General features: G+C 68.9%; 21 protein-coding genes. 9 read left to right on the top strand and 12 right to left on the bottom strand.

Annotation, left to right across the window (positions count from 1 at the left end; all coding sequences use genetic code 11):
- Window positions 1–25: 25 nt before the first annotated feature.
- The 3 genes from NIBR502771_RS09345 to NIBR502771_RS09335 are packed head-to-tail and all read right to left on the bottom strand — an operon-like array spanning window position 26 to window position 1,437.
- Complete coding sequence (locus tag NIBR502771_RS09345; protein ID WP_141159516.1) at window positions 26–703, bottom strand: haloacid dehalogenase type II; 678 nt, start codon at window positions 701–703, stop codon at window positions 26–28.
- A gap of 13 nt (window positions 704–716) precedes the next feature.
- Window positions 717–1,133: a DUF302 domain-containing protein gene (locus NIBR502771_RS09340; RefSeq protein WP_141159515.1), complete on the bottom strand. Its 417-nt coding sequence runs from the start codon at window positions 1,131–1,133 to the stop codon at window positions 717–719.
- Window positions 1,134–1,179: 46 nt separating this feature from the next.
- Window positions 1,180–1,437 (bottom strand): metal-sensitive transcriptional regulator, encoded by a 258-nt coding sequence (locus NIBR502771_RS09335; protein WP_043452296.1) that lies wholly within the window; start codon window positions 1,435–1,437, stop codon window positions 1,180–1,182.
- 125 nt (window positions 1,438–1,562) lie between these two features.
- Between NIBR502771_RS09335 and NIBR502771_RS09330 the strand changes: the two genes are divergently transcribed.
- From NIBR502771_RS09330 to NIBR502771_RS09295, 8 genes are all read left to right on the top strand, one after another.
- Window positions 1,563–2,180 (top strand): rhodanese-like domain-containing protein, encoded by a 618-nt coding sequence (locus NIBR502771_RS09330; protein ID WP_141159514.1) that lies wholly within the window; start codon window positions 1,563–1,565, stop codon window positions 2,178–2,180.
- Window positions 2,177–2,935, top strand: coding sequence for a sulfite exporter TauE/SafE family protein (locus NIBR502771_RS09325; RefSeq protein WP_141159513.1), 759 nt, complete (start codon window positions 2,177–2,179; stop codon window positions 2,933–2,935). The genes NIBR502771_RS09330 and NIBR502771_RS09325 overlap by 4 nt, the downstream gene beginning before the upstream one ends.
- Window positions 2,936–2,958: 23 nt before the next feature.
- Window positions 2,959–3,300, top strand: coding sequence for a rhodanese-like domain-containing protein (locus NIBR502771_RS09320; protein WP_141159512.1), 342 nt, complete (start codon window positions 2,959–2,961; stop codon window positions 3,298–3,300).
- A 49-nt stretch (window positions 3,301–3,349) separates the two neighbouring features.
- Complete coding sequence (locus NIBR502771_RS09315; RefSeq protein ID WP_141159511.1) at window positions 3,350–3,646, top strand: rhodanese-like domain-containing protein; 297 nt, start codon at window positions 3,350–3,352, stop codon at window positions 3,644–3,646.
- A gap of 34 nt (window positions 3,647–3,680) precedes the next feature.
- Window positions 3,681–4,043: a thioredoxin gene (trxA, locus tag NIBR502771_RS09310; RefSeq protein ID WP_141159510.1), complete on the top strand. Its 363-nt coding sequence runs from the start codon at window positions 3,681–3,683 to the stop codon at window positions 4,041–4,043.
- A gap of 5 nt (window positions 4,044–4,048) precedes the next feature.
- Window positions 4,049–4,348, top strand: a complete 300-nt coding sequence (locus NIBR502771_RS09305; RefSeq protein ID WP_246839852.1) for a rhodanese-like domain-containing protein — start codon at window positions 4,049–4,051, stop codon at window positions 4,346–4,348.
- A gap of 89 nt (window positions 4,349–4,437) precedes the next feature.
- Window positions 4,438–5,838, top strand: coding sequence for a rhodanese-like domain-containing protein (locus NIBR502771_RS09300; RefSeq protein ID WP_141159509.1), 1,401 nt, complete (start codon window positions 4,438–4,440; stop codon window positions 5,836–5,838).
- Window positions 5,839–5,996: 158 nt separating this feature from the next.
- Window positions 5,997–7,268 carry an MFS transporter gene (locus NIBR502771_RS09295; RefSeq protein ID WP_141159508.1) on the top strand — a complete coding sequence of 424 codons (1,272 nt, stop codon included), beginning with the start codon at window positions 5,997–5,999 and terminating at the stop codon, window positions 7,266–7,268.
- On the opposite strand, the gene NIBR502771_RS09290 is transcribed toward NIBR502771_RS09295, so the two are convergent.
- The 9 genes from NIBR502771_RS09290 to NIBR502771_RS09255 all read right to left on the bottom strand — a co-directional run bounded on the left by NIBR502771_RS09290 (window position 7,166) and on the right by NIBR502771_RS09255 (window position 15,633).
- Window positions 7,166–8,242 (bottom strand): alpha/beta fold hydrolase, encoded by a 1,077-nt coding sequence (locus tag NIBR502771_RS09290; RefSeq protein ID WP_141159507.1) that lies wholly within the window; start codon window positions 8,240–8,242, stop codon window positions 7,166–7,168. The genes NIBR502771_RS09295 and NIBR502771_RS09290 overlap by 103 nt on opposite strands.
- A gap of 7 nt (window positions 8,243–8,249) precedes the next feature.
- Window positions 8,250–8,492: an acyl carrier protein gene (locus NIBR502771_RS09285; RefSeq protein WP_141159506.1), complete on the bottom strand. Its 243-nt coding sequence runs from the start codon at window positions 8,490–8,492 to the stop codon at window positions 8,250–8,252.
- A gap of 21 nt (window positions 8,493–8,513) precedes the next feature.
- The gene (locus tag NIBR502771_RS09280; RefSeq protein ID WP_246839851.1) at window positions 8,514–9,563 is read right to left on the bottom strand and encodes a 2-oxo acid dehydrogenase subunit E2; all 1,050 of its coding nucleotides are present in this window, start codon (window positions 9,561–9,563) and stop codon (window positions 8,514–8,516) included.
- 1 nt (window position 9,564) lies between these two features.
- On the bottom strand, window positions 9,565–9,942 hold the full coding sequence (locus NIBR502771_RS20955) for a biotin/lipoyl-containing protein (protein WP_246839850.1): 378 nt from the start codon (window positions 9,940–9,942) through the stop codon (window positions 9,565–9,567).
- Window positions 9,935–10,915, bottom strand: coding sequence for an alpha-ketoacid dehydrogenase subunit beta (locus NIBR502771_RS09275; RefSeq protein WP_141159505.1), 981 nt, complete (start codon window positions 10,913–10,915; stop codon window positions 9,935–9,937). The genes NIBR502771_RS20955 and NIBR502771_RS09275 overlap by 8 nt, the downstream gene beginning before the upstream one ends.
- Window positions 10,912–11,973 (bottom strand): pyruvate dehydrogenase (acetyl-transferring) E1 component subunit alpha, encoded by a 1,062-nt coding sequence (pdhA, locus tag NIBR502771_RS09270; protein ID WP_141159504.1) that lies wholly within the window; start codon window positions 11,971–11,973, stop codon window positions 10,912–10,914. The genes NIBR502771_RS09275 and pdhA overlap by 4 nt, the downstream gene beginning before the upstream one ends.
- A complete protein-coding gene (gene acsA / locus NIBR502771_RS09265; RefSeq protein WP_141159503.1) occupies window positions 11,970–13,802 on the bottom strand; it encodes an acetate--CoA ligase in 1,833 nt (610 codons plus the stop codon). Before acsA ends, pdhA begins: the two co-directional genes overlap by 4 nt.
- The gene (locus tag NIBR502771_RS09260; protein ID WP_141161484.1) at window positions 13,799–15,139 is read right to left on the bottom strand and encodes a phosphoribosyltransferase family protein; all 1,341 of its coding nucleotides are present in this window, start codon (window positions 15,137–15,139) and stop codon (window positions 13,799–13,801) included. Before NIBR502771_RS09260 ends, acsA begins: the two co-directional genes overlap by 4 nt.
- A 137-nt stretch (window positions 15,140–15,276) precedes the next feature.
- Window positions 15,277–15,633: an SPW repeat protein gene (locus NIBR502771_RS09255; RefSeq protein ID WP_141159502.1), complete on the bottom strand. Its 357-nt coding sequence runs from the start codon at window positions 15,631–15,633 to the stop codon at window positions 15,277–15,279.
- Between the two features lie 193 nt (window positions 15,634–15,826).
- Between NIBR502771_RS09255 and NIBR502771_RS09250 the strand changes: the two genes are divergently transcribed.
- Entirely contained in the window at window positions 15,827–16,177 is a 351-nt protein-coding gene (locus tag NIBR502771_RS09250) for a PadR family transcriptional regulator (protein ID WP_141159501.1), read from the top strand.

The following is a 16,177-nucleotide window of genomic DNA, read 5'->3' as shown; positions in this document are numbered from 1 at the left end:
GCCCGCCACCACGGGCGGCCGGGTCTTACAGGGCAGCGGCGAGGGCGTCCGGCAGTTCGGTCAGGGCCGCGACGACGATGTCCGGCTCCTGGAAGTAGGAGGGGTACCGGGAGCCCGTCCGGTTGATCCAGGCGGTCCGCAGTCCGGCCTGGGCTGCCCCGTGGATGTCCCAGGGGTGGACGGCGACCAGCAGCATCCCGGAAGGGTCCGCTCCGGCGGAAGCTGCCGCATAGTGGTACGCGGCCTTGGCGGGCTTCCACGCGGCTGCGTCCGCCACGGAGAGCAGCAGCTCGAAGCTGTCCCGGATATCCGCGGCCACGAGCAGCTTGTCCGTGTTGGCGGCCGCGCCGTTGGTCAGGGTTACCAGCCGGTGCCCGGCCGCGGCCAGGGCGCGTACACCGTCGGGGATATCCGGGTGGAGGGAGAGGTCCTGCATTGCGGCCATGACGCGTTCGACGGCGGCGTCCAGGTCCCCGGAAACCCGTTCGGCTTCCAGCAGGGCGCGGAGGGCGTCGGCGCCAATGGCGGCGAAGGCCCGGTTGTCGCCGCTGGCGGCGAGGGCGAAACCGTCCCGCAGCAGCGTTGCGAACCAGAGCCTGGCCAGTTCCCGCCGCGCACCGGCCTGCTCAAAGGCGTCCGCGAGCGGTCCCATGTCCGAGAGTGTCTCGTTGACGTCAAAGACGATGACAAGCGGTTCCGGCATGGTCTCCCCTTTGCTACCCGTCCGCCTTGCCCAGGCTGGCCAGGGCCTTCCGAAGGCGCGTGCCGGCGTCGTCCGCCACGTCCTTGACGGCAGGCGCGCTGCTGAGCTGCACCATGGCTTGGGGATCGATGGCCTCCACCGTGGTTACATCCGCCGCGTTGTTCCGGCGCACCACCACGTTGCAGGGCAGCAGGGCGCCCATCTGCGGCTCGGCGGCCAGGGCGCGGCTGGCAAGGGAAGGATTGCAGGCGCCAAGGATGACGTAATCGCCGACGGCGTCCGCGGCCTCGGAGCCAAGCTTGGCTTCGAAGGTGGAACGGATATTGATTTCGGTCAGGATCCCGAACCCCTGGGCAGCGAGGGCTTCGCGGGTGCGCTCCAGCGCCTCCGCCCAGGGAAGGGAAACAGTGGTGGCCAGGGTGTAGGTCATGATGCTCCTTGGAATTGCCGGGCGGTCAGTTGTGGTGCGGGGCTGTTCAGGCGAGGGAGAGGAAGAGCTTCTCCAGGTCCTTCCGGTCCATGGTTTCGTCCTTCTGGACGATGCACTGCTCAAGACCCGTGGCGATGATGGCGAAGCCGGCACGGTCGAGGGCTTTGGAGACGGCCGCCAGCTGGGTGACGACGTCCTTGCAGTCGCGGCCTTCCTCGAGCATCCGGGTGACGGCGGCAAGCTGGCCCTGTGCCCGCTTAAGGCGGTTGATCACGGGCGTGAGTTCTGTTGGGTTCAGTTCCATAAAGGGGTCTCCATAGGTGGTGGGCTTGCGTCCAACTATATACCCCCATGGGTGTTTTGACTACCCCCGGGGGTATCTGCAATACTCGGTGGGGTATCCACCCGACCCCTTCCGAGAGGCCATCCATGACGTCCCCTTCCAAAGCAACAGCCGTTACCGCACTCGCCCCTGAGGCCCTGCAGTCCTGGATCAAGGAGCACCAGGACCTCGTGGTGATCGACGTGCGCTCCGCCGCTGAATTCGAATCCATGCACATCCGCGGCTCCTACAACGTGCCGCTTCCGCTGCTCTCCGAGCACACCGACGAACTCGCCGCCCGGCTGGGCAGCCGCGTAGTCCTGGTCTGCCAGTCCGGCGTCCGCGCCGAACAGGCCCGCCAGCGCATGGCCACTGTTGGCCTTGACACGGCCTACGTCCTCACCGGCGGGGTTCCCGGATTCGCGGCCGCGGGCGGCGATGTGGTCAAGGGCAAGGACCGCTGGGACCTGGAGCGCCAGGTCCGCCTGGCCGCCGGCTCCCTGGTGATGCTGGGCCTGGCCGGCGGCAAGTTCGTCTCCCCGAAGGTCCGCATGCTGGCCGGTGCCATCGGCACCGGGCTGACGTTCTCGGCCGCGACCAACACCTGCGCCATGGGCAAGGCCCTCTCGGCCATGCCCTGGAACAAGGCGGCCAAGGAGCCCACCCGCGAAAGCGCCATCCTGCAGTTCCCCGCGCAGCCGGCTGACGAGGGCGCAGCGGCATGATCCCGGCCCTGGGTCTGGGGCTCGTCGTCGGCGTCGTACTGGGCGTAGTTGGCGGCGGCGGGTCCATCATTGCCGTTCCGGCCCTGGTGTACGGCGTGGGCATGAGCCCCGCCCAGGCCATTCCCGCCTCCCTCCTGGTGGTGGGAATCTCCTCGCTGGCAGCCCTGCTCCCCCGGTTGCGGGAAGGCCTGAACTGGCCCGTGATCGCACTGGTGGGAGGTGCCGGCATCCCGGCAGCCTGGGCCGGTGCGGCCGTGGGCAAGCTGCTGGACCCGAACATCCTGATGCTGGCCTTCGCCGGGATCATGGTGGCCGCGGGCATCCGGATGCTCAGCAAGCCCCGCGAAAGCGAGGGGTCCTGCAGCACCGGGCCGAACCGGGCCTTCCGGTCCTGCGCCCCCAAAGCCGTGGGAGTGGGCCTGCTGGTCGGGTTCCTCACCGGACTCCTCGGCGTGGGCGGCGGCTTCCTCATCACCCCCGCGCTGACCATCTTCCTGGGACTGCGCATGAAGCAGGCCGTGGGAACGTCCCTGGCCATCATCGTGGTCAACTCGGCCGCAGGCTTTGGCGCACACGCCGCCGGCTACACCATCGACTGGGCCACCACCCTGGCGTTCGCCATCCCCGCGATCGTGGGATCGGTGGTTGCGGCCCGGTTTGCCCGCCACCTGCATGACAAGCACATCCGCATCTCTTTCGCGGTCCTCATCTTCGCCGTCGCGGCGTGGGTCACCGCCGGCACGGTCACCGCCTGACCCATCCATAGAGGAGAAACATCATGGGACTCATCGATTCCCTCAAGAAGGCCTTCAGCAAGCCCTACAAGACGATTTCCGTAGCGCAGGCCAAGGAACTCCTCGGTTCCGGGGCCACGCTCATCGACGTCAGGTCCGCCCAGGAATGGCGGACCGGCCGTGCGCCGCAGGCCAAGCACGTCCCCCTGGACCGGCTGCAGGCCAGCACTGCCGGGATCCAGAGGGCCCGGCCCGTCATTGCCGTCTGCGCCTCCGGCGTCCGCTCCGCCTCCGCGGCCCGGCTCCTCGCCGAAAAGGGATACGACGCCTACTCGGTGCGCGGCGGCATGGCCGCCTGGCGCCAGGCCGGCGAACCCGTCCGCTAGCAACACCCCCACCAGCTCCAGCCACACACCACTTCGAAGGAGAACCACCATGGCTGAAATCACCATCAACGAAACCGATCAGCGCCGCTCCACCGCCCGGATCCTCGACGTCCGCGAGGACTTCGAGGTCGCCGAGGGCATGATCCCCGGCGCCCTCCACATCCCCATGGGCCAGCTGCAGGCCCGCCTGGGCGAGCTCGACCCGGCCGTCCCCGTGATCGCCGTCTGCCGCAGCGGCAACCGCAGTGCCGCCGTCGCCGATGCCCTCAACGGCGCCGGATACAAAGCCGACACCATGGCCGGCGGCATGACCGCCTGGACCCGCGCCGGACTCCCCACCACCTAACCAGCAAACTCCGCCCGAAAGGACACGACAGATCATGGCAACCATCGACATCACCGAGCAATCCTTCGCCCAGACCCTGGAGGACAAGGACATCGTCTTCGTTGACTTCTGGGCAGCCTGGTGCGGCCCCTGCCGCATGTTCGCCCCCACGTACGGCGCCGCCGCCGAACGGCACCCGGACATCACTTTCGCCAAGGTGGACACCGAGGCCGAACAGGCGCTCGCCGCGGCAGCGAACATCACCTCAATCCCCACCCTGATGGCCTTCAAGGACAAGACGCTGGTCTTCTCCCAGCCCGGAGCGCTCAACGCCACCGGCCTGGAGGAAGTCATCCAGGCCGTGAAGAACCTGGACATGGACAAGCTCCGCGCCGAGGCCGGCCACCAGCACGCCTGAGAACCATGACGGACCCGTGGGCGTTCCGCACCGTTACGGCGGACCAGCTTGCCCTGGTGTGTCCCCAGGCCACGCTCCACCTGATGTGCGGCTCCGGGAAACGCAGCAGCCAGGCTGCACGCCTCCTCACGGACCGCGGACACACCGCGGTCAACGTGGCCGGCGGGATCACCGAGTGGTACCGGGCAGGCCACCCCGTCATCTACAACCACACCCCCACAGACCCTCCCCCACCCGCACAAAAGCACGCAGCACCAAGCCTCAAACGCCTGCTGCAAAGGCTCTTCCGCAGGACCTCCGCATAGGCCGCAGTGCACTTGCGGGATACCCCCGGGGTATCTATACTGAATTCAGAACAACTCCCAATCCCCTTTCAACTGAAGGAGAGCACCAGATGCTTATCGAGCGCATTTACGACGAAGACCTCGCCCAGGCCAGCTACCTGATCGGCTGCCAGGCCAAGGGCGAAGCGATCGTGGTGGACGGCCGCCGCGACATCGCCGTGTACCAGGACCTGGCCGCGAAGAACGGCATGAAGATCGTGGCCGTCACCGAGACCCACATCCACGCCGACTACCTCTCCGGCACCCGCGAACTGGCCGCGGCCACCGGCGCCAAGATCTACGTTTCCGGCGAGGGCGGCCCCGACTGGCAGTACGAGTTCGACGGCGAACGGCTTTACGACGGCGACACCATCACCCTGGGCAACATCGGCATCAAGGCGGTCCACACCCCCGGGCACACCCCGGAGCACCTGTCCTTCCTGGTGACCGACGGCGCGTTCAGCGACAAGCCCGGCTACCTGCTCTCCGGCGACTTCGTGTTCTCCGGCGACCTGGGCCGGCCGGACCTGCTGGACGAGGCAGCCGGCGGCGTGGACACCCGCTTCGAAGGCGCCAAGCAGCTCTTCGCCAGCCTCCGCGACAAGTTCCTCACCCTCCCGGACTACGTCCAGGTCCACCCCGCCCACGGCGCCGGCAGCGCCTGCGGCAAGGCCCTGGGCGCCATCCCCTCCTCGACGGTGGGCTACGAGCGCCTCTACGCCTGGTGGGGCCCCTACCTGGCCGCCAACGACGAGCAGGGCTTCATCAACGAGCTCCTCGACGGCCAGCCCGATGCACACGCCTACTTCGCCCGCATGAAGCGCGAAAACCGGGAAGGCCCGGCCGTCATGGGCGAGCGCACTCCCCTGCCCGAGCTGTCCACGGAGATCGTTGCCGCAGGCCTGGCAGAGGACACCCTGACCTTCATCGACACCCGCTCCAACGGCGAAGTCCACCAGGGCACCGTGGTCCGGTCCCTGAACGTACCGGCCGGCAAGTCCGTGGCCAGCTACGGCGCCTGGGTGGTCAACCCGGAGACCGACAAGAACCCGCTGGTGCTCCTGGCCAACGGCCAGGACCAGGCCCAGGACATGTGGGACCACCTGGTCCGCGTGGGCATCGACAACGTGGCCGGCTACCTCACCAGCATCGAGGGCCTGCCCACCTTCACCCCCAAGCTGATCCAGCCGGAGGAACTCGAAGGTTTCGACGCCGCCATGGTCCTGGACGTCCGCAACAAGACCGAGCACAAGGCCGGGCACGTCCCGGGTTCCTACCAGCTCAGCGGCGGCCGCCTCATGTGGCACCTCGACGAGCTGCCGGCCGGCGGCACCATCGTCTCCTACTGCCAGTCCGGCGTCCGGAACTCCGTAGCCGCCAGCGCCCTGCGCCGCGCCGGGTACGACGTCGTCGAACTCGATGGCAGCTACGCCGCCTGGAACGCTTGGCAGAACAGCGTCCCCGCCGTCTGACCAGGACACCCACAGACCGCCCGGGCAGGACCCCCCTCCTGCCCGGGCTCCGGTCCGGCGCGTCCCCCGCGCATGCGGGCCCGGCCCGGGCGTGCCCCCACACGCCCGGGCCACTTTCATGTCCCCCACCGATGACCCCGCATGGAATGGAACAGCTAATGCAAGGCAGGACACTTCCCGCAACCGGTTCGGCCGGGCCTGTACTTGGCCTGCGGCAGAACCTGGCCCAGTTCATGCTGCTCGTGGCTGTAAACGCACTGGTGGGCGGCACCCTGGGCCAGGAACGCACCGTCCTGCCCCTGCTGGCCACCCAGGAGTTCCACCTGGACCTCCATACAGGTGCACTGACGTACATCCTGGCCTTTGGCCTGTCCAAGGCCGCGATGAACTACTTCGCCGGCACCCTCTCGGACCGGTACGGCCGCAAGCCGGTCCTTGTCGCCGGCTGGCTGGCAGCGGTTCCGGTGCCGCTCATGCTCATCCTCGGCCCGTCCTGGGCCTGGATCGTGGCGGCCAACGTCCTGCTGGGCATCAGCCAGGGATTGACCTGGTCCACCGCGGTGATCATGAAGATGGACCTGGTGGGCCCCCGGCAACGCGGACTGGCCATGGGGTTCAACGAGGCCGCCGGCTACCTGGGGGTCGCCGCAACCGCGCTGGCCACCGGCTACCTGGCCACCGCCTATGGCCTCCGCCCCGCCCCGTTCCTGCTCGGTGCGGCCTATATCGCCCTCGGCCTGGGACTGACCGTCCTGGCCGTCAGGGAAACCCACCACCACGCCAAGACCGAGGCCGTCCAGCACACTGCCGCCTCCGGCAGCGCCCATGCCGGCCTCACCACCGGCCAAGTGTTCACCCTTACCAGTTTCAAAGACCGCTCCCTCTCGGCAGCAAGCCAGGCGGGCCTGGTCAACAACCTCAACGACGGCCTGGCCTGGGGCCTCTTCCCCGTCCTATTCGCCGGTGCCGGGCTGGACCTTGGCCAGATCGGCATCCTCGCCGCCGCCTACCCTGCCGCCTGGGGTGCCGCGCAACTGGCCACCGGCGCCGCGTCGGACCGTTGGGGCCGCAAATGGTTCATCACGGCCGGCATGCTGGTCCAGGCCGTGGCCCTGGGCATCACCGTGTCCGCCCACAGCTTCGGGCCTTGGCTCGCCGCCGCCGTCGTCCTGGGCCTGGGCACCGCCCTGGTCTACCCCACGCTGCTTGCCGCCATTGGGGACGTCGCCCACCCGGCCTGGCGGGCCCGCTCCGTGGGCGTCTACCGGTTGTGGCGCGACGGTGGCTTCGCCGTGGGTGCCCTCCTGTCAGGCGTCCTGGCAGATCTTTACGGCATCCCCGCAGCCATCGCCGCCGTCGCGGTGCTCACCGCCGCCTCCGGCGTCGTGGTGGCCGTCCGGATGCGCGGGAACGACCACGTCATGGGGTAGTACAGGTCGGCCGGGGCCAGGAACCGCCGGATCTCTTCCGCCATCCGCCCGGCCTGCGTCCAGTGCAGGTAATGGCCGCCCGGCAGGGGCAGCACCTGGTGCAGTGTGACGTTCTTGAGGAGTTCCTCCGCTGCAGCCGTTTTCGCGGCCGCCCTGCCGTCCCCTTCATCGGCGATGAAGGCCAGCACGGGCAGGTCCTCCGGGTAGGTGGCACCCCGAAGCGCCGCCGCGTTGTTGCCGATTCGCCCGGTTTCATCCGCCACCGCCGGATTGCCGAGGTTCCACAGCATCATGGTGCGCATCCGTTGCAGCTCTTCATCCGAATAGGCATGGCTGTCCGGATCGAAGATCCCCGGAGCCACCGCGGCAGCCACGCGGACCAGCCCCGTGGCGGCCAGGAGCTTCACCCAGTTGATGCCGGGCTCCGGTTCCGCCACCGGGTGGTCTCCGGGCTTGGGGATGGTGGCGTCAATGCCCACCACCGCGGCCACCTCCGGGCGGTACCGGTTGGCGTAGTCCAGCAGGTAAAACCCGGCGATGGAGTGGCCGGCAAGGACGTAAGGCTGGCGGAGCTGGAGCTTTGACAGGGCCTCGTGGAGTTCGTTGCTGATGTTCTCGTTGGTCCGGGCCTTGGCCTCCAGGTCGCTGTAGCCGTAACCGAAGCCTTCCACCACCAAGACGTCGAAGTCGTGCAGTTCGCGCATCAGCGGGGCAAAGTCGAGGCCCGGGGCGGCAGTTCCCAGGCCGCTGAGCAGGACGATGGGCGGACCCTGGCGGCCGGCCCCGCTCCCGTTCCGGACCACGTTCAACCACCCCCCGGCCACCGCTATTCGCTCCCCGTAGGAAGGGATGGTGGCCTTCTCCCGCGATTCGAGGGCCACATTGGCCAACGCAGAGGCCATCAGCAGCACCAGGACCACCAGTGCCGGGATGCCCAGGCGGCGAAGCCAGCGCCGCGGCCTCCGGGGCTTCATGGCAGCTCTATCCGTGCCCGGCCAAATACAGGACCAGGCCGCCTACCGTGGCCACCTCCGGGTAGTCCGCCTCCGGGATATCCACGCCCGTGGATTCCGCAATGACTTCCACCAGGCGGAGGAAATCCAGTGAGTCAAGCTCCAGGTCCTGGCGCAGGCGTGCACCGCTGTCCAGGTCTCCAGGCTCGACGTCGGGGGCGACCTTGCCGATCGCGGCCTCCACCGCCTGGCGTGCGTCCTGTTCGTTCACGGTTCCTCCTCGATTACGGATTCACAGGTCCCCGGGCTTCTGCAGCAGCTCGTCAATGCGGGCCAGGAACCGCCCGCCGCGCAGGCCGTCGCTCACCCGGTGGTCCGCTGACAACGTGGCAATGGCCGCGTGCCGGATACCCAGCATCCCGTTGTGCGCCCACGGCTGCTCCAGCACCTTGCCGAACCCCACCATGGCCACCTGCGGCGGATAGATCACGCCGTACACGCTCTCGACGCCGAGGTCCCCCAGGTTGGTCACGGTGATGGTGGGGTCGGCCATCTCCGCGCGCTGCAGCCGGCCGGCCCTCGCCCGGCCCACCAGGTCGCGCAGCTGGTCCATGAGCTGATCGAGCGTCAGCGTGTCGGCGTCGTGCAGGGCCGGGGCCACCAGCCCGCCGTGCCGCAACGCGACTGCCACGCCCAGGTGCACGCTGCTGCTGGCCTGGAAGGCGCCCCTGGTGAAGAACCCGTTCATGTCCGGCACCTCCCTGGCCGCGAGCGCGGTGGCCTTCAGCAGCAGGGCCGACGGCACCAGCCGGGACGAAACCGGGCGCTGCTGGTTCGCCGCCTGCATCCACGCCATGGCCGCCGCCAGGTCCAGGGTGGTGGAGAGGTAGTAGTGCGGGATTTCCTTCTTGGAGCGGGACATCAGGGCGCCGATCGCCTGGCGCAGGCTTTCGGCCTTGCCGCCGGTGTCCTTCCTGCCGGGGCGGGACGCCAGCTGCGGCTGGGGCGCGGGTGGCGCCGGGGCCGGTTCCGTCGCTGGAACGGCCGACGGCGGTGCTGCCGCCGGCTTGTCCGCGCGGGTGCCCTGGGGTGCCCGTTCCCTGGGCGGGACGGCGGCCAGCACGTCCTCCTCGGTCACGGCACCCCCGGGTCCTGTTCCTGGGATGCCCGCCAGGTCGACCCCGAGTTCCAGCGCCAGCCGCCGGGCCAGCGGAGAAGACCGAACCCGGTGGGCTGTGTCCTCCGCTGGCCCCGCCGGCGCTTCCGGGGCCACGGCGGGGGCAGGACCGGCGCTGGTGCCGGGTGCTGCCGCGGCGGCGCGTTCGACGTCGTCCCGTGTCACTTCACCCCCCGGGACCGCTTCCGCTGATGCGTCCGACGTCGACCCCCAGCGTGTGCGCCAGGTGCCGCACCGGCGGCGCGGCCTTGGGGGCTGGGGCGTCCGCTTGCGGGACGGGCGGGGTTGGGGCGGGCGGAAGTTCGGCGGGGGTGGCTGTGATCCGGGCAATGGGGGTGCCAACGTCCACGGTGTCGCCGAGGTCCACCAGGAACTCGGCTACTACGCCTTCCTCGAACGATTCGATATCCATGACTGTTTTGTCCGTGTCCACGGCCGCCACGATATCGCCCTTGTGGACGTAGTCCCCGGGTTTGACAAGCCACTCCACTACCTTGCCGTGCTCCATGTCCGCGCCCAGGGACGGCATCCGGAACTCAGCCATTGGCCCCCACGGCCCTTCGCGCGGCGGCCATGACCCGCTCCACGGACGGCAGCGCTGCCTGCTCCAGGTGCTTGGCGTACGGGACCGGCACCTCCAGGCTGCAGACCCGTTCCACGGGCGCGTCGAGGTCGAAGAAGGCCTGCTCACAGATCCGGGCCGCGATCTCCGCGGAGATGCTGCCGCTGCGCCAGCCTTCATCCACCACCACGGCCCGGTGCGTCCTGGCCACGCTGTCCACGATGGTGTGGGCATCGAGCGGGCGGAGGGTGCGGAGGTCGATGACGTCCGCGTCGATGTCCTCCCCGGCAAGCTGGTCCGCGGCCTCCAGCACCATGGGCAGCGTGCCGCCGTAGGTGACGAGGGTCAGGCCGTCCCCATGCCGGAGGACTGCTGCCTTGTCGATGTCCACGGCGCCGGCGTCGTCGTCGAGCTCCCCCGCAACGTTGTACAGCGAGCCGTGCTCGAAGATCAGCACCGGGTCCGGGTCCTGCAACGCGGTCCACAGCATCCCGCGGGCGTCCGCCAGGGTGGCCGGGGCAAGGATCCGCAGCCCGGGAATATGGGCGTACCAGCCCTCCAGGCTGTGGGAGTGCTGGGCCCCGAGCTGGCGGCCGGCGCCGGTGGTCATCCGGATCACGATGGGCACGTTGAACTGGCCGCCGGACATGTGCAGCAGCGTGGCGGCGTTGTTGATGATCTGGTCCAGTGCCAGCAGGCTGAAGTTGACGGTCATGATTTCGACGACGGGACGCATCCCGCCCAGCGCGGAGCCGATGCCCGCGCCGACGAACCCGGACTCGGACAGCGGCGTGTCGCGGATCCGCTCCGGCCCGAATTCCTCCAGGAGGCCCAGGCTCACGGCGAAGCTGCCGCCGTACCGGCCCACGTCCTCGCCCATGAGGAACACCCGGTCATCGCGCTGCATGGCGTCGCGGAGGGCCGCGCGCATGGCTTCCCGGTATGTGGTTTTCATCGTGCAGCCCCGCCTTTCCCCGTCGTCTCCCCATGGCCCGGACCCCCGCCGCTGCCCGCACTGCCGTCATCCGGCCGGTCGCTGTAGACAAACCGGCCGAGCTCGGAGACCGGCTCCAGCGTCCCGTTCTCGGCGAATCCGACGGCGGTACTGATCTCTGCGGCCACGTCCGCCTGCAAGTCGGTCCAGTCTTTCTCCGCCAGCTGTCCCGCCGCCTGCATGGCACCCTGCAGCAGGCTGATGGGGTCCCGTTCCATCCACTGGGCCACCTCGGATTTCTCCCGGTACAGCTCCGGATCGAACATCGAGTGGGCGCGGAACCGGTAGGTGCGCAGCTCGAGGAAGTGCGGGCCCCCGCCGGACCTCACCGCCTCCACCGCACGCCGGGCGGCTTCCTCAACGGCCAGCACGTCCATGCCGTCCACTGCCCAGGCGGGGATCTCGTACCCGGCTGCCTTGAGCGCGATGTCGGTCTGGGATTCGGAGCGGCCCAGCGCGGTTCCCATGGCGTAAAGGTTGTTTTCGCAGCAGAACAGCACCGGCAGCTGCCACAGGGCGGCCAGGTTCATGCTTTCGTGGAACTCTCCTTCAGCCACGGCCCCCTCGCCGAAGAAGCAGACGGTCACCCGCTGGCGGCCGGCCATCCGGTCCGCAAGGGCCAGGCCGACGGCGAGGGGCAGCCCGCCTGCCACGATCGCGTTTCCGCCATAGAAACGGGTGGCGGCATCGAAGAGGTGCATGGACCCGCCGCGGCCCCGGCAGCATCCTTCGGCGTGGCCGTACATTTCGGCGAGGATGGCACCGGCCGAGACACCGCGGAGGAGGGCGTGCCCGTGTTCGCGGTAGGTGGCCACCACTGCGTCCCCAGGCGCCAGGGTTTCCATCACTCCTGCGGCCACGGCCTCCTCGCCGATGTAGACGTGCAGGAAGCCGCGGATCTTGGCGGCACTGTACAGCTCAATGCATTTCTCCTCGAGCCGGCGTACCCGCAGCATCTGCCGCAGCAGGTGCAGTGCATGCTCCGCGTCCGCGACGCCCTGTTTTTTGAGGCTGGTCATGGCTGGTCCTTCTGCAGGACGGCGGGGCCCGCCGGCGATTCGAGCGTTGACGTATCGCCTTCCGGCAAGCCGAGTTCGCGGGATTTCAGGAGCCTGCGGAGGATCTTGCCGCTGCGCGTCTTGGGCAGGGAAGTGGTGAAGTCCAGCAACCTGGGTGCCACGGCGGCGCCCAGGCGTTTCCGTGCGAACCCGATGATCTCCAGCTGGAGCTCCTCGGTGGGCCGGTTGCCGGTTTTGAGTTCCACAAAGGCCTTGACCACCTCGCCGGCCACCGGGTCCGGTACGCCGATCACGCCGGCTTCTGCCACGGCAGGGTGCTCCATCAGGCAGCTTTCCACCTCGAACGGGCCGATCAGGTGGCCGGAGGACTTGATGACGTCGTCGCCGCGGCCCACGAACCAGAAGTAGCCGTCGCCGTCGCGCTTTGCCAGGTCGCCCGTGAGGTACCAGCCGCCGGCGAAGCAGCGCCGGTAGCGTGCGTCCTCGTTGAGGTAGCCGCGGAACATCGAGGGCCAGCCGGGGCGGAGCGCCAGCTCGCCCATGGCGTCCGGCTCGGTGACCAGGACCGCCTCGCCGTCCTTGACGATGGCCTTGCCGTCGGCGTCGCGGGCCACCAGGACGGCCTCGATGCCGGGCAGCGGGCGGCCCATTGAGCCGGGGCGGATGTCCATGGCGGCGTAGTTGGCGATCATGATTCCACCGGTTTCGGTCTGCCACCAGTTATCGTGCACCGGCAGGCCGAGTACGTCCCGCCCCCACACCACCGCCTCCGGGTTCAGCGGCTCCCCCACGCTGGCGATGAAGCGCAGCGCGGACAGGTCATGGCCGGACGCACGCTCCGCACCGGCTTTCATGAGCATCCGCAGGGCGGTTGGGGCCGTGTACCAGACCGTCACGCGCTGCTCCGCGAGGATCCTGTACCAGCGGTCTGCGTCCAGTTCCTCCTGGTCCACGATGGCGGTGACCCCGTGCACCAGTGGCGCGATGATGCCGTAGGACATGCCGGTCACCCAGCCCGGATCGGCGGTGCACCAATAGATGTCGTCCGGGTGCAGGTCCAGCGCGAAGCGGCCGGTGGCGTAGTGGGCTGCCACCGCGTCATGGACGTGGATGGCACCCTTCGGTGTGCCTGTGGTGCCGCTGGTGAAGTGCAGCAGGGCCATGTCCTCCGGCTGCGTGGCTGCGATCTCTCCGCTGGGGTCAGCCAGGGCCAGGAGTGCTGCCAGGTCCAGGGTCCCGGGTTCGGGACTGCCGCCGGCGTCCACCAGCAGCACGTGCCGGAGCTCCGGCAGGGTGTCCCGCACCGGTACCACCTTTTTGCGGTACAGCGCCTTGGTGGTCACCAGCACGCGCCCGGCCCCCAGGTGCAGCCGCTGCCGGACCGGTTCGGGACCGAAGGCGGAAAAGAGCGGGCAGAAGACGCTGCCGTTCTTGAACGTGCCCAGTACCGCGGTGTACAGGCCCGGGCTGCGTCCCAGCAGCGAAAAAACCCGCTCACCGCGCCCCACGTCCAGGTCCCTGAGGACTGCGGCGAACCTGGCGGATCCGTCCGCAAGGTCCCCGTAGCTCAGGGACCGGGTGCCGCCGTCGGCCATCACGAACCGCAGCGCCTCCTTGGCGCCGCGGCCCTCCGCCACGTGCCGGTCCACGGCCTCGTAGGCGATGTTGACGCCGCGGCCGCCGGGCAGCCCGGCCAGCGCCTGCCGCGCCTGTTCCCAGTTGAAGTCCCGCCGGGCGGCGTCGTAATCCGGCATGTTGGGCTGGACCCTGAGGGCGGCCACATCCTTGGCGATGGCGGCGATGACCGGTCTGCCGGCGGAAACGTTCATTCCCTGGCCTCCGGCACGGACCGGCCCACCGGCGAGGGCAGGAGGTAATGCCGGAACCAGTCCGCCGCCAGTGTGGCTGCCATGGCGAGGGTGCCGGGTTCCTCGAAGAGGTGCGAGGCGCCGGGGACGATCTCCAGCCGGGTGGGGGCCTGCATGCCCGCCATGGCCTGCCGGTTGAGGGCCAGAACCTGGGTATCGGCGCCGCCGACGATCAACAGGGTGGGGGCTTTGACCGCCGCAAGCCGCGGACCTGCCAGGTCCGGCCGGCCGCCGCGGGACACCACGGCGGCAACCTGGGCGCCGGGCTCGGTGGCAGCCCACAGGGCAGCACCCGCGCCGGTGCTGGCCCCGAAGTAGCCGATCCGGCCGGCGGATCCGTCATGCCGCGCCTCCAGCCAATGCGTGGCGGCGGAAAGACGGCGTGCCAGCAGGCTGATGTCGAACACGTTGGCCCGGTTGACCTCCTCCTCGGGGGTCAGCAGGTCCAGGAGCAGTGTCCCCAGGCCGGCGGCGTGCAGCACGGAGGCGACGAAGCGGTTCCGCGGGCTGTGCCTGCTGCTGCCGCTGCCGTGCGCGAACAGGACCGTGCCTTCGCAGCGGGCCGGCAGGTAGAGGCTGCCGCGCAGCACCACCATTCCGTCGGGTATTTCGACGTCGTCCTCCAGGCTGCCATCTCCCCCATACGCGCCATTGGGATGCTCCGGAGCAGCAGCGGCGTCCAGGAGCTGAACCACCTCGCCGTCCTCGGTGGGCGAAAAGTCACGGTAGTAGTACCCCACGGCCTGGAAGTCCTGGGGCGAGACCAGGCAGACGACGTCGTCCGGTTCCTTGAGCTCCACGATGGCGCGGGCGGGGGCAACCGGAACAGCGAGGATGACCTTTGCGGCACCGAGTTGCCGTGCCACCTGGCAGGCCGCCCTGGCAGTTGACCCGGTGGCGATTCCGTCGTCGACGATCACCGCCGTACGGCCGGCGAGGTCGAGGCGCCGTCGTCCCTGGCGGAACCGCGCCACCCGGCTTTCCAGCAGGGCGCGCTCACGGCGCTCCACCTGCTGCAGGTCCTCCTGGGAGACGCGGGCCATGGAGATGGTGCGCGGGTCCAGGACGCGGACGTTGCCCTCCCCGATGGCGCCCATGGCCACCTCCGGCTGGAAGGGAACCCCCAGTTTCCGCACCACAATCACGTCCAGCGGCGCCTCCAGGGCTTTGGCTACCTCAAAGGCAACAGGGACGCCGCCCCTGGGCAGGCCCAGCACCACCACATCCGGTCCCCGCAGGCCGGCGAGCCGTTTTCCCAGCCGCCGCCCGGCGTCGGACCTGTCATGGAATGACACCATCGCCGTCACCCGTCGTGTGTGGTTTGGTCTGTCCAAAGTTGCGCGCGGGCGGAGTCCGCCATGGCCTCCGGTGCTGCGGGAACGGCCACGGATCCCACTCCGCAGCGCAGCACCTCAGCCATGGCGGACTCCTCCTGCTAATGCGAGACGCGGTAGGTGTGGCGGAGGTCGGTGCTGGGCTTAATGGCCACCGCTGTTACCACCAGTGCCACTGCCCCTGCGATCCATGACGTCCAGGCCGCACCCATTGCGCCCGTGTATGTCCCGAGCCATGGCGAGAGGACCAGTCCTGCTGCGAGGACGGCCTGCACGTATTCCATGGCCGGAGTTCCCGGCATTGCCAGGTTGATGATTCCGCTGACCACCAGCAGGCCGCCGAAGGCGAGCATCAAGGTGGTGGACATGTTTTGCTGCCGCGTGAACAGGACCGCCACCGCGGTGAAGAGTCCGGCGGCGACTGCTACATAGTCCTGCCACCGATACCACTTTTTCACTGACTTTCCTTTCTGTTCGGGGCGGGACGCGTTGTGCGTTTCCGGCCCGCGGTCCCCAGCATCCCGCGTTTTAAGTCAACGCCTGCCGCTGTCCGGCTTGTAGGGCAGAAAGACCTACCCGGCCCTTGCACTCCCGGTACTCAGTGTTACTATTTACTAGTAGTCAGCGTTACTAGGTACTAAGGAACACCTCATGGGCAAACAGATGACCGAGATGCTCAAGGGAACGCTGGAAGGCGTGGTCCTTGCCCTCCTCGCCCTGCAGCCCGCGTACGGGTATGACATCACGGCGCGGCTGCGGGAACAGGGCTTTTCCGACATCGCCGAGGGCACGGTGTACGCGCTGCTGGTCCGGATCGAGCAGCGTGGCCTGGTGGACGTGGAAAAGGTCCCCTCCGAAAAGGGGCCGCCCCGCAAGGTGTACACCCTCAATGCGGCAGGCAGCACCTACCTGGACGAATTCTGGAGCACCTGGAGCTTCCTTGCCGAACGGATCGAACACCTCCACCACAACAACAACCAACCAACGGAACAAGGAGAATGA

This window comes from Pseudarthrobacter sp. NIBRBAC000502771 (assembly GCF_006517215.1).
In the GTDB taxonomy this organism is placed as follows: domain Bacteria; phylum Actinomycetota; class Actinomycetes; order Actinomycetales; family Micrococcaceae; genus Arthrobacter; species Arthrobacter niigatensis.
The sequence above is the reverse complement of the archived record's forward strand: the minus strand, read 5'-3'. Positions and strand labels throughout refer to the sequence as shown.

Excerpts from the sequence above, each read along its gene's own strand:
- NIBR502771_RS09295 (WP_141159508.1), top strand. The coding sequence starts at position 5,997 with ATGCAAGGCAGGACACTTCCCGCAACCGGTTCGGCCGGGCCTGTACTT.
- NIBR502771_RS09275 (WP_141159505.1), bottom strand. The coding sequence starts at position 10,915 with ATGAAAACCACATACCGGGAAGCCATGCGCGCGGCCCTCCGCGACGCC.
- NIBR502771_RS09290 (WP_141159507.1), bottom strand. The coding sequence starts at position 8,242 with ATGAAGCCCCGGAGGCCGCGGCGCTGGCTTCGCCGCCTGGGCATCCCG.
- NIBR502771_RS09305 (WP_246839852.1), top strand. The coding sequence starts at position 4,049 with ATGACGGACCCGTGGGCGTTCCGCACCGTTACGGCGGACCAGCTTGCC.
- NIBR502771_RS09325 (WP_141159513.1), top strand. The coding sequence starts at position 2,177 with ATGATCCCGGCCCTGGGTCTGGGGCTCGTCGTCGGCGTCGTACTGGGC.
- NIBR502771_RS09315 (WP_141159511.1), top strand. The coding sequence starts at position 3,350 with ATGGCTGAAATCACCATCAACGAAACCGATCAGCGCCGCTCCACCGCC.
- NIBR502771_RS09260 (WP_141161484.1), bottom strand. The coding sequence starts at position 15,139 with ATGGTGTCATTCCATGACAGGTCCGACGCCGGGCGGCGGCTGGGAAAA.
- NIBR502771_RS09330 (WP_141159514.1), top strand. The coding sequence starts at position 1,563 with ATGACGTCCCCTTCCAAAGCAACAGCCGTTACCGCACTCGCCCCTGAG.
- NIBR502771_RS09300 (WP_141159509.1), top strand. The coding sequence starts at position 4,438 with ATGCTTATCGAGCGCATTTACGACGAAGACCTCGCCCAGGCCAGCTAC.
- trxA (WP_141159510.1), top strand. The coding sequence starts at position 3,681 with ATGGCAACCATCGACATCACCGAGCAATCCTTCGCCCAGACCCTGGAG.
- NIBR502771_RS09340 (WP_141159515.1), bottom strand. The coding sequence starts at position 1,133 with ATGACCTACACCCTGGCCACCACTGTTTCCCTTCCCTGGGCGGAGGCG.
- NIBR502771_RS09335 (WP_043452296.1), bottom strand. The coding sequence starts at position 1,437 with ATGGAACTGAACCCAACAGAACTCACGCCCGTGATCAACCGCCTTAAG.
- pdhA (WP_141159504.1), bottom strand. The coding sequence starts at position 11,973 with ATGACCAGCCTCAAAAAACAGGGCGTCGCGGACGCGGAGCATGCACTG.
- NIBR502771_RS09250 (WP_141159501.1), top strand. The coding sequence starts at position 15,827 with ATGGGCAAACAGATGACCGAGATGCTCAAGGGAACGCTGGAAGGCGTG.
- NIBR502771_RS09320 (WP_141159512.1), top strand. The coding sequence starts at position 2,959 with ATGGGACTCATCGATTCCCTCAAGAAGGCCTTCAGCAAGCCCTACAAG.
- NIBR502771_RS09345 (WP_141159516.1), bottom strand. The coding sequence starts at position 703 with ATGCCGGAACCGCTTGTCATCGTCTTTGACGTCAACGAGACACTCTCG.
- NIBR502771_RS20955 (WP_246839850.1), bottom strand. The coding sequence starts at position 9,942 with ATGGCTGAGTTCCGGATGCCGTCCCTGGGCGCGGACATGGAGCACGGC.
- acsA (WP_141159503.1), bottom strand. The coding sequence starts at position 13,802 with ATGAACGTTTCCGCCGGCAGACCGGTCATCGCCGCCATCGCCAAGGAT.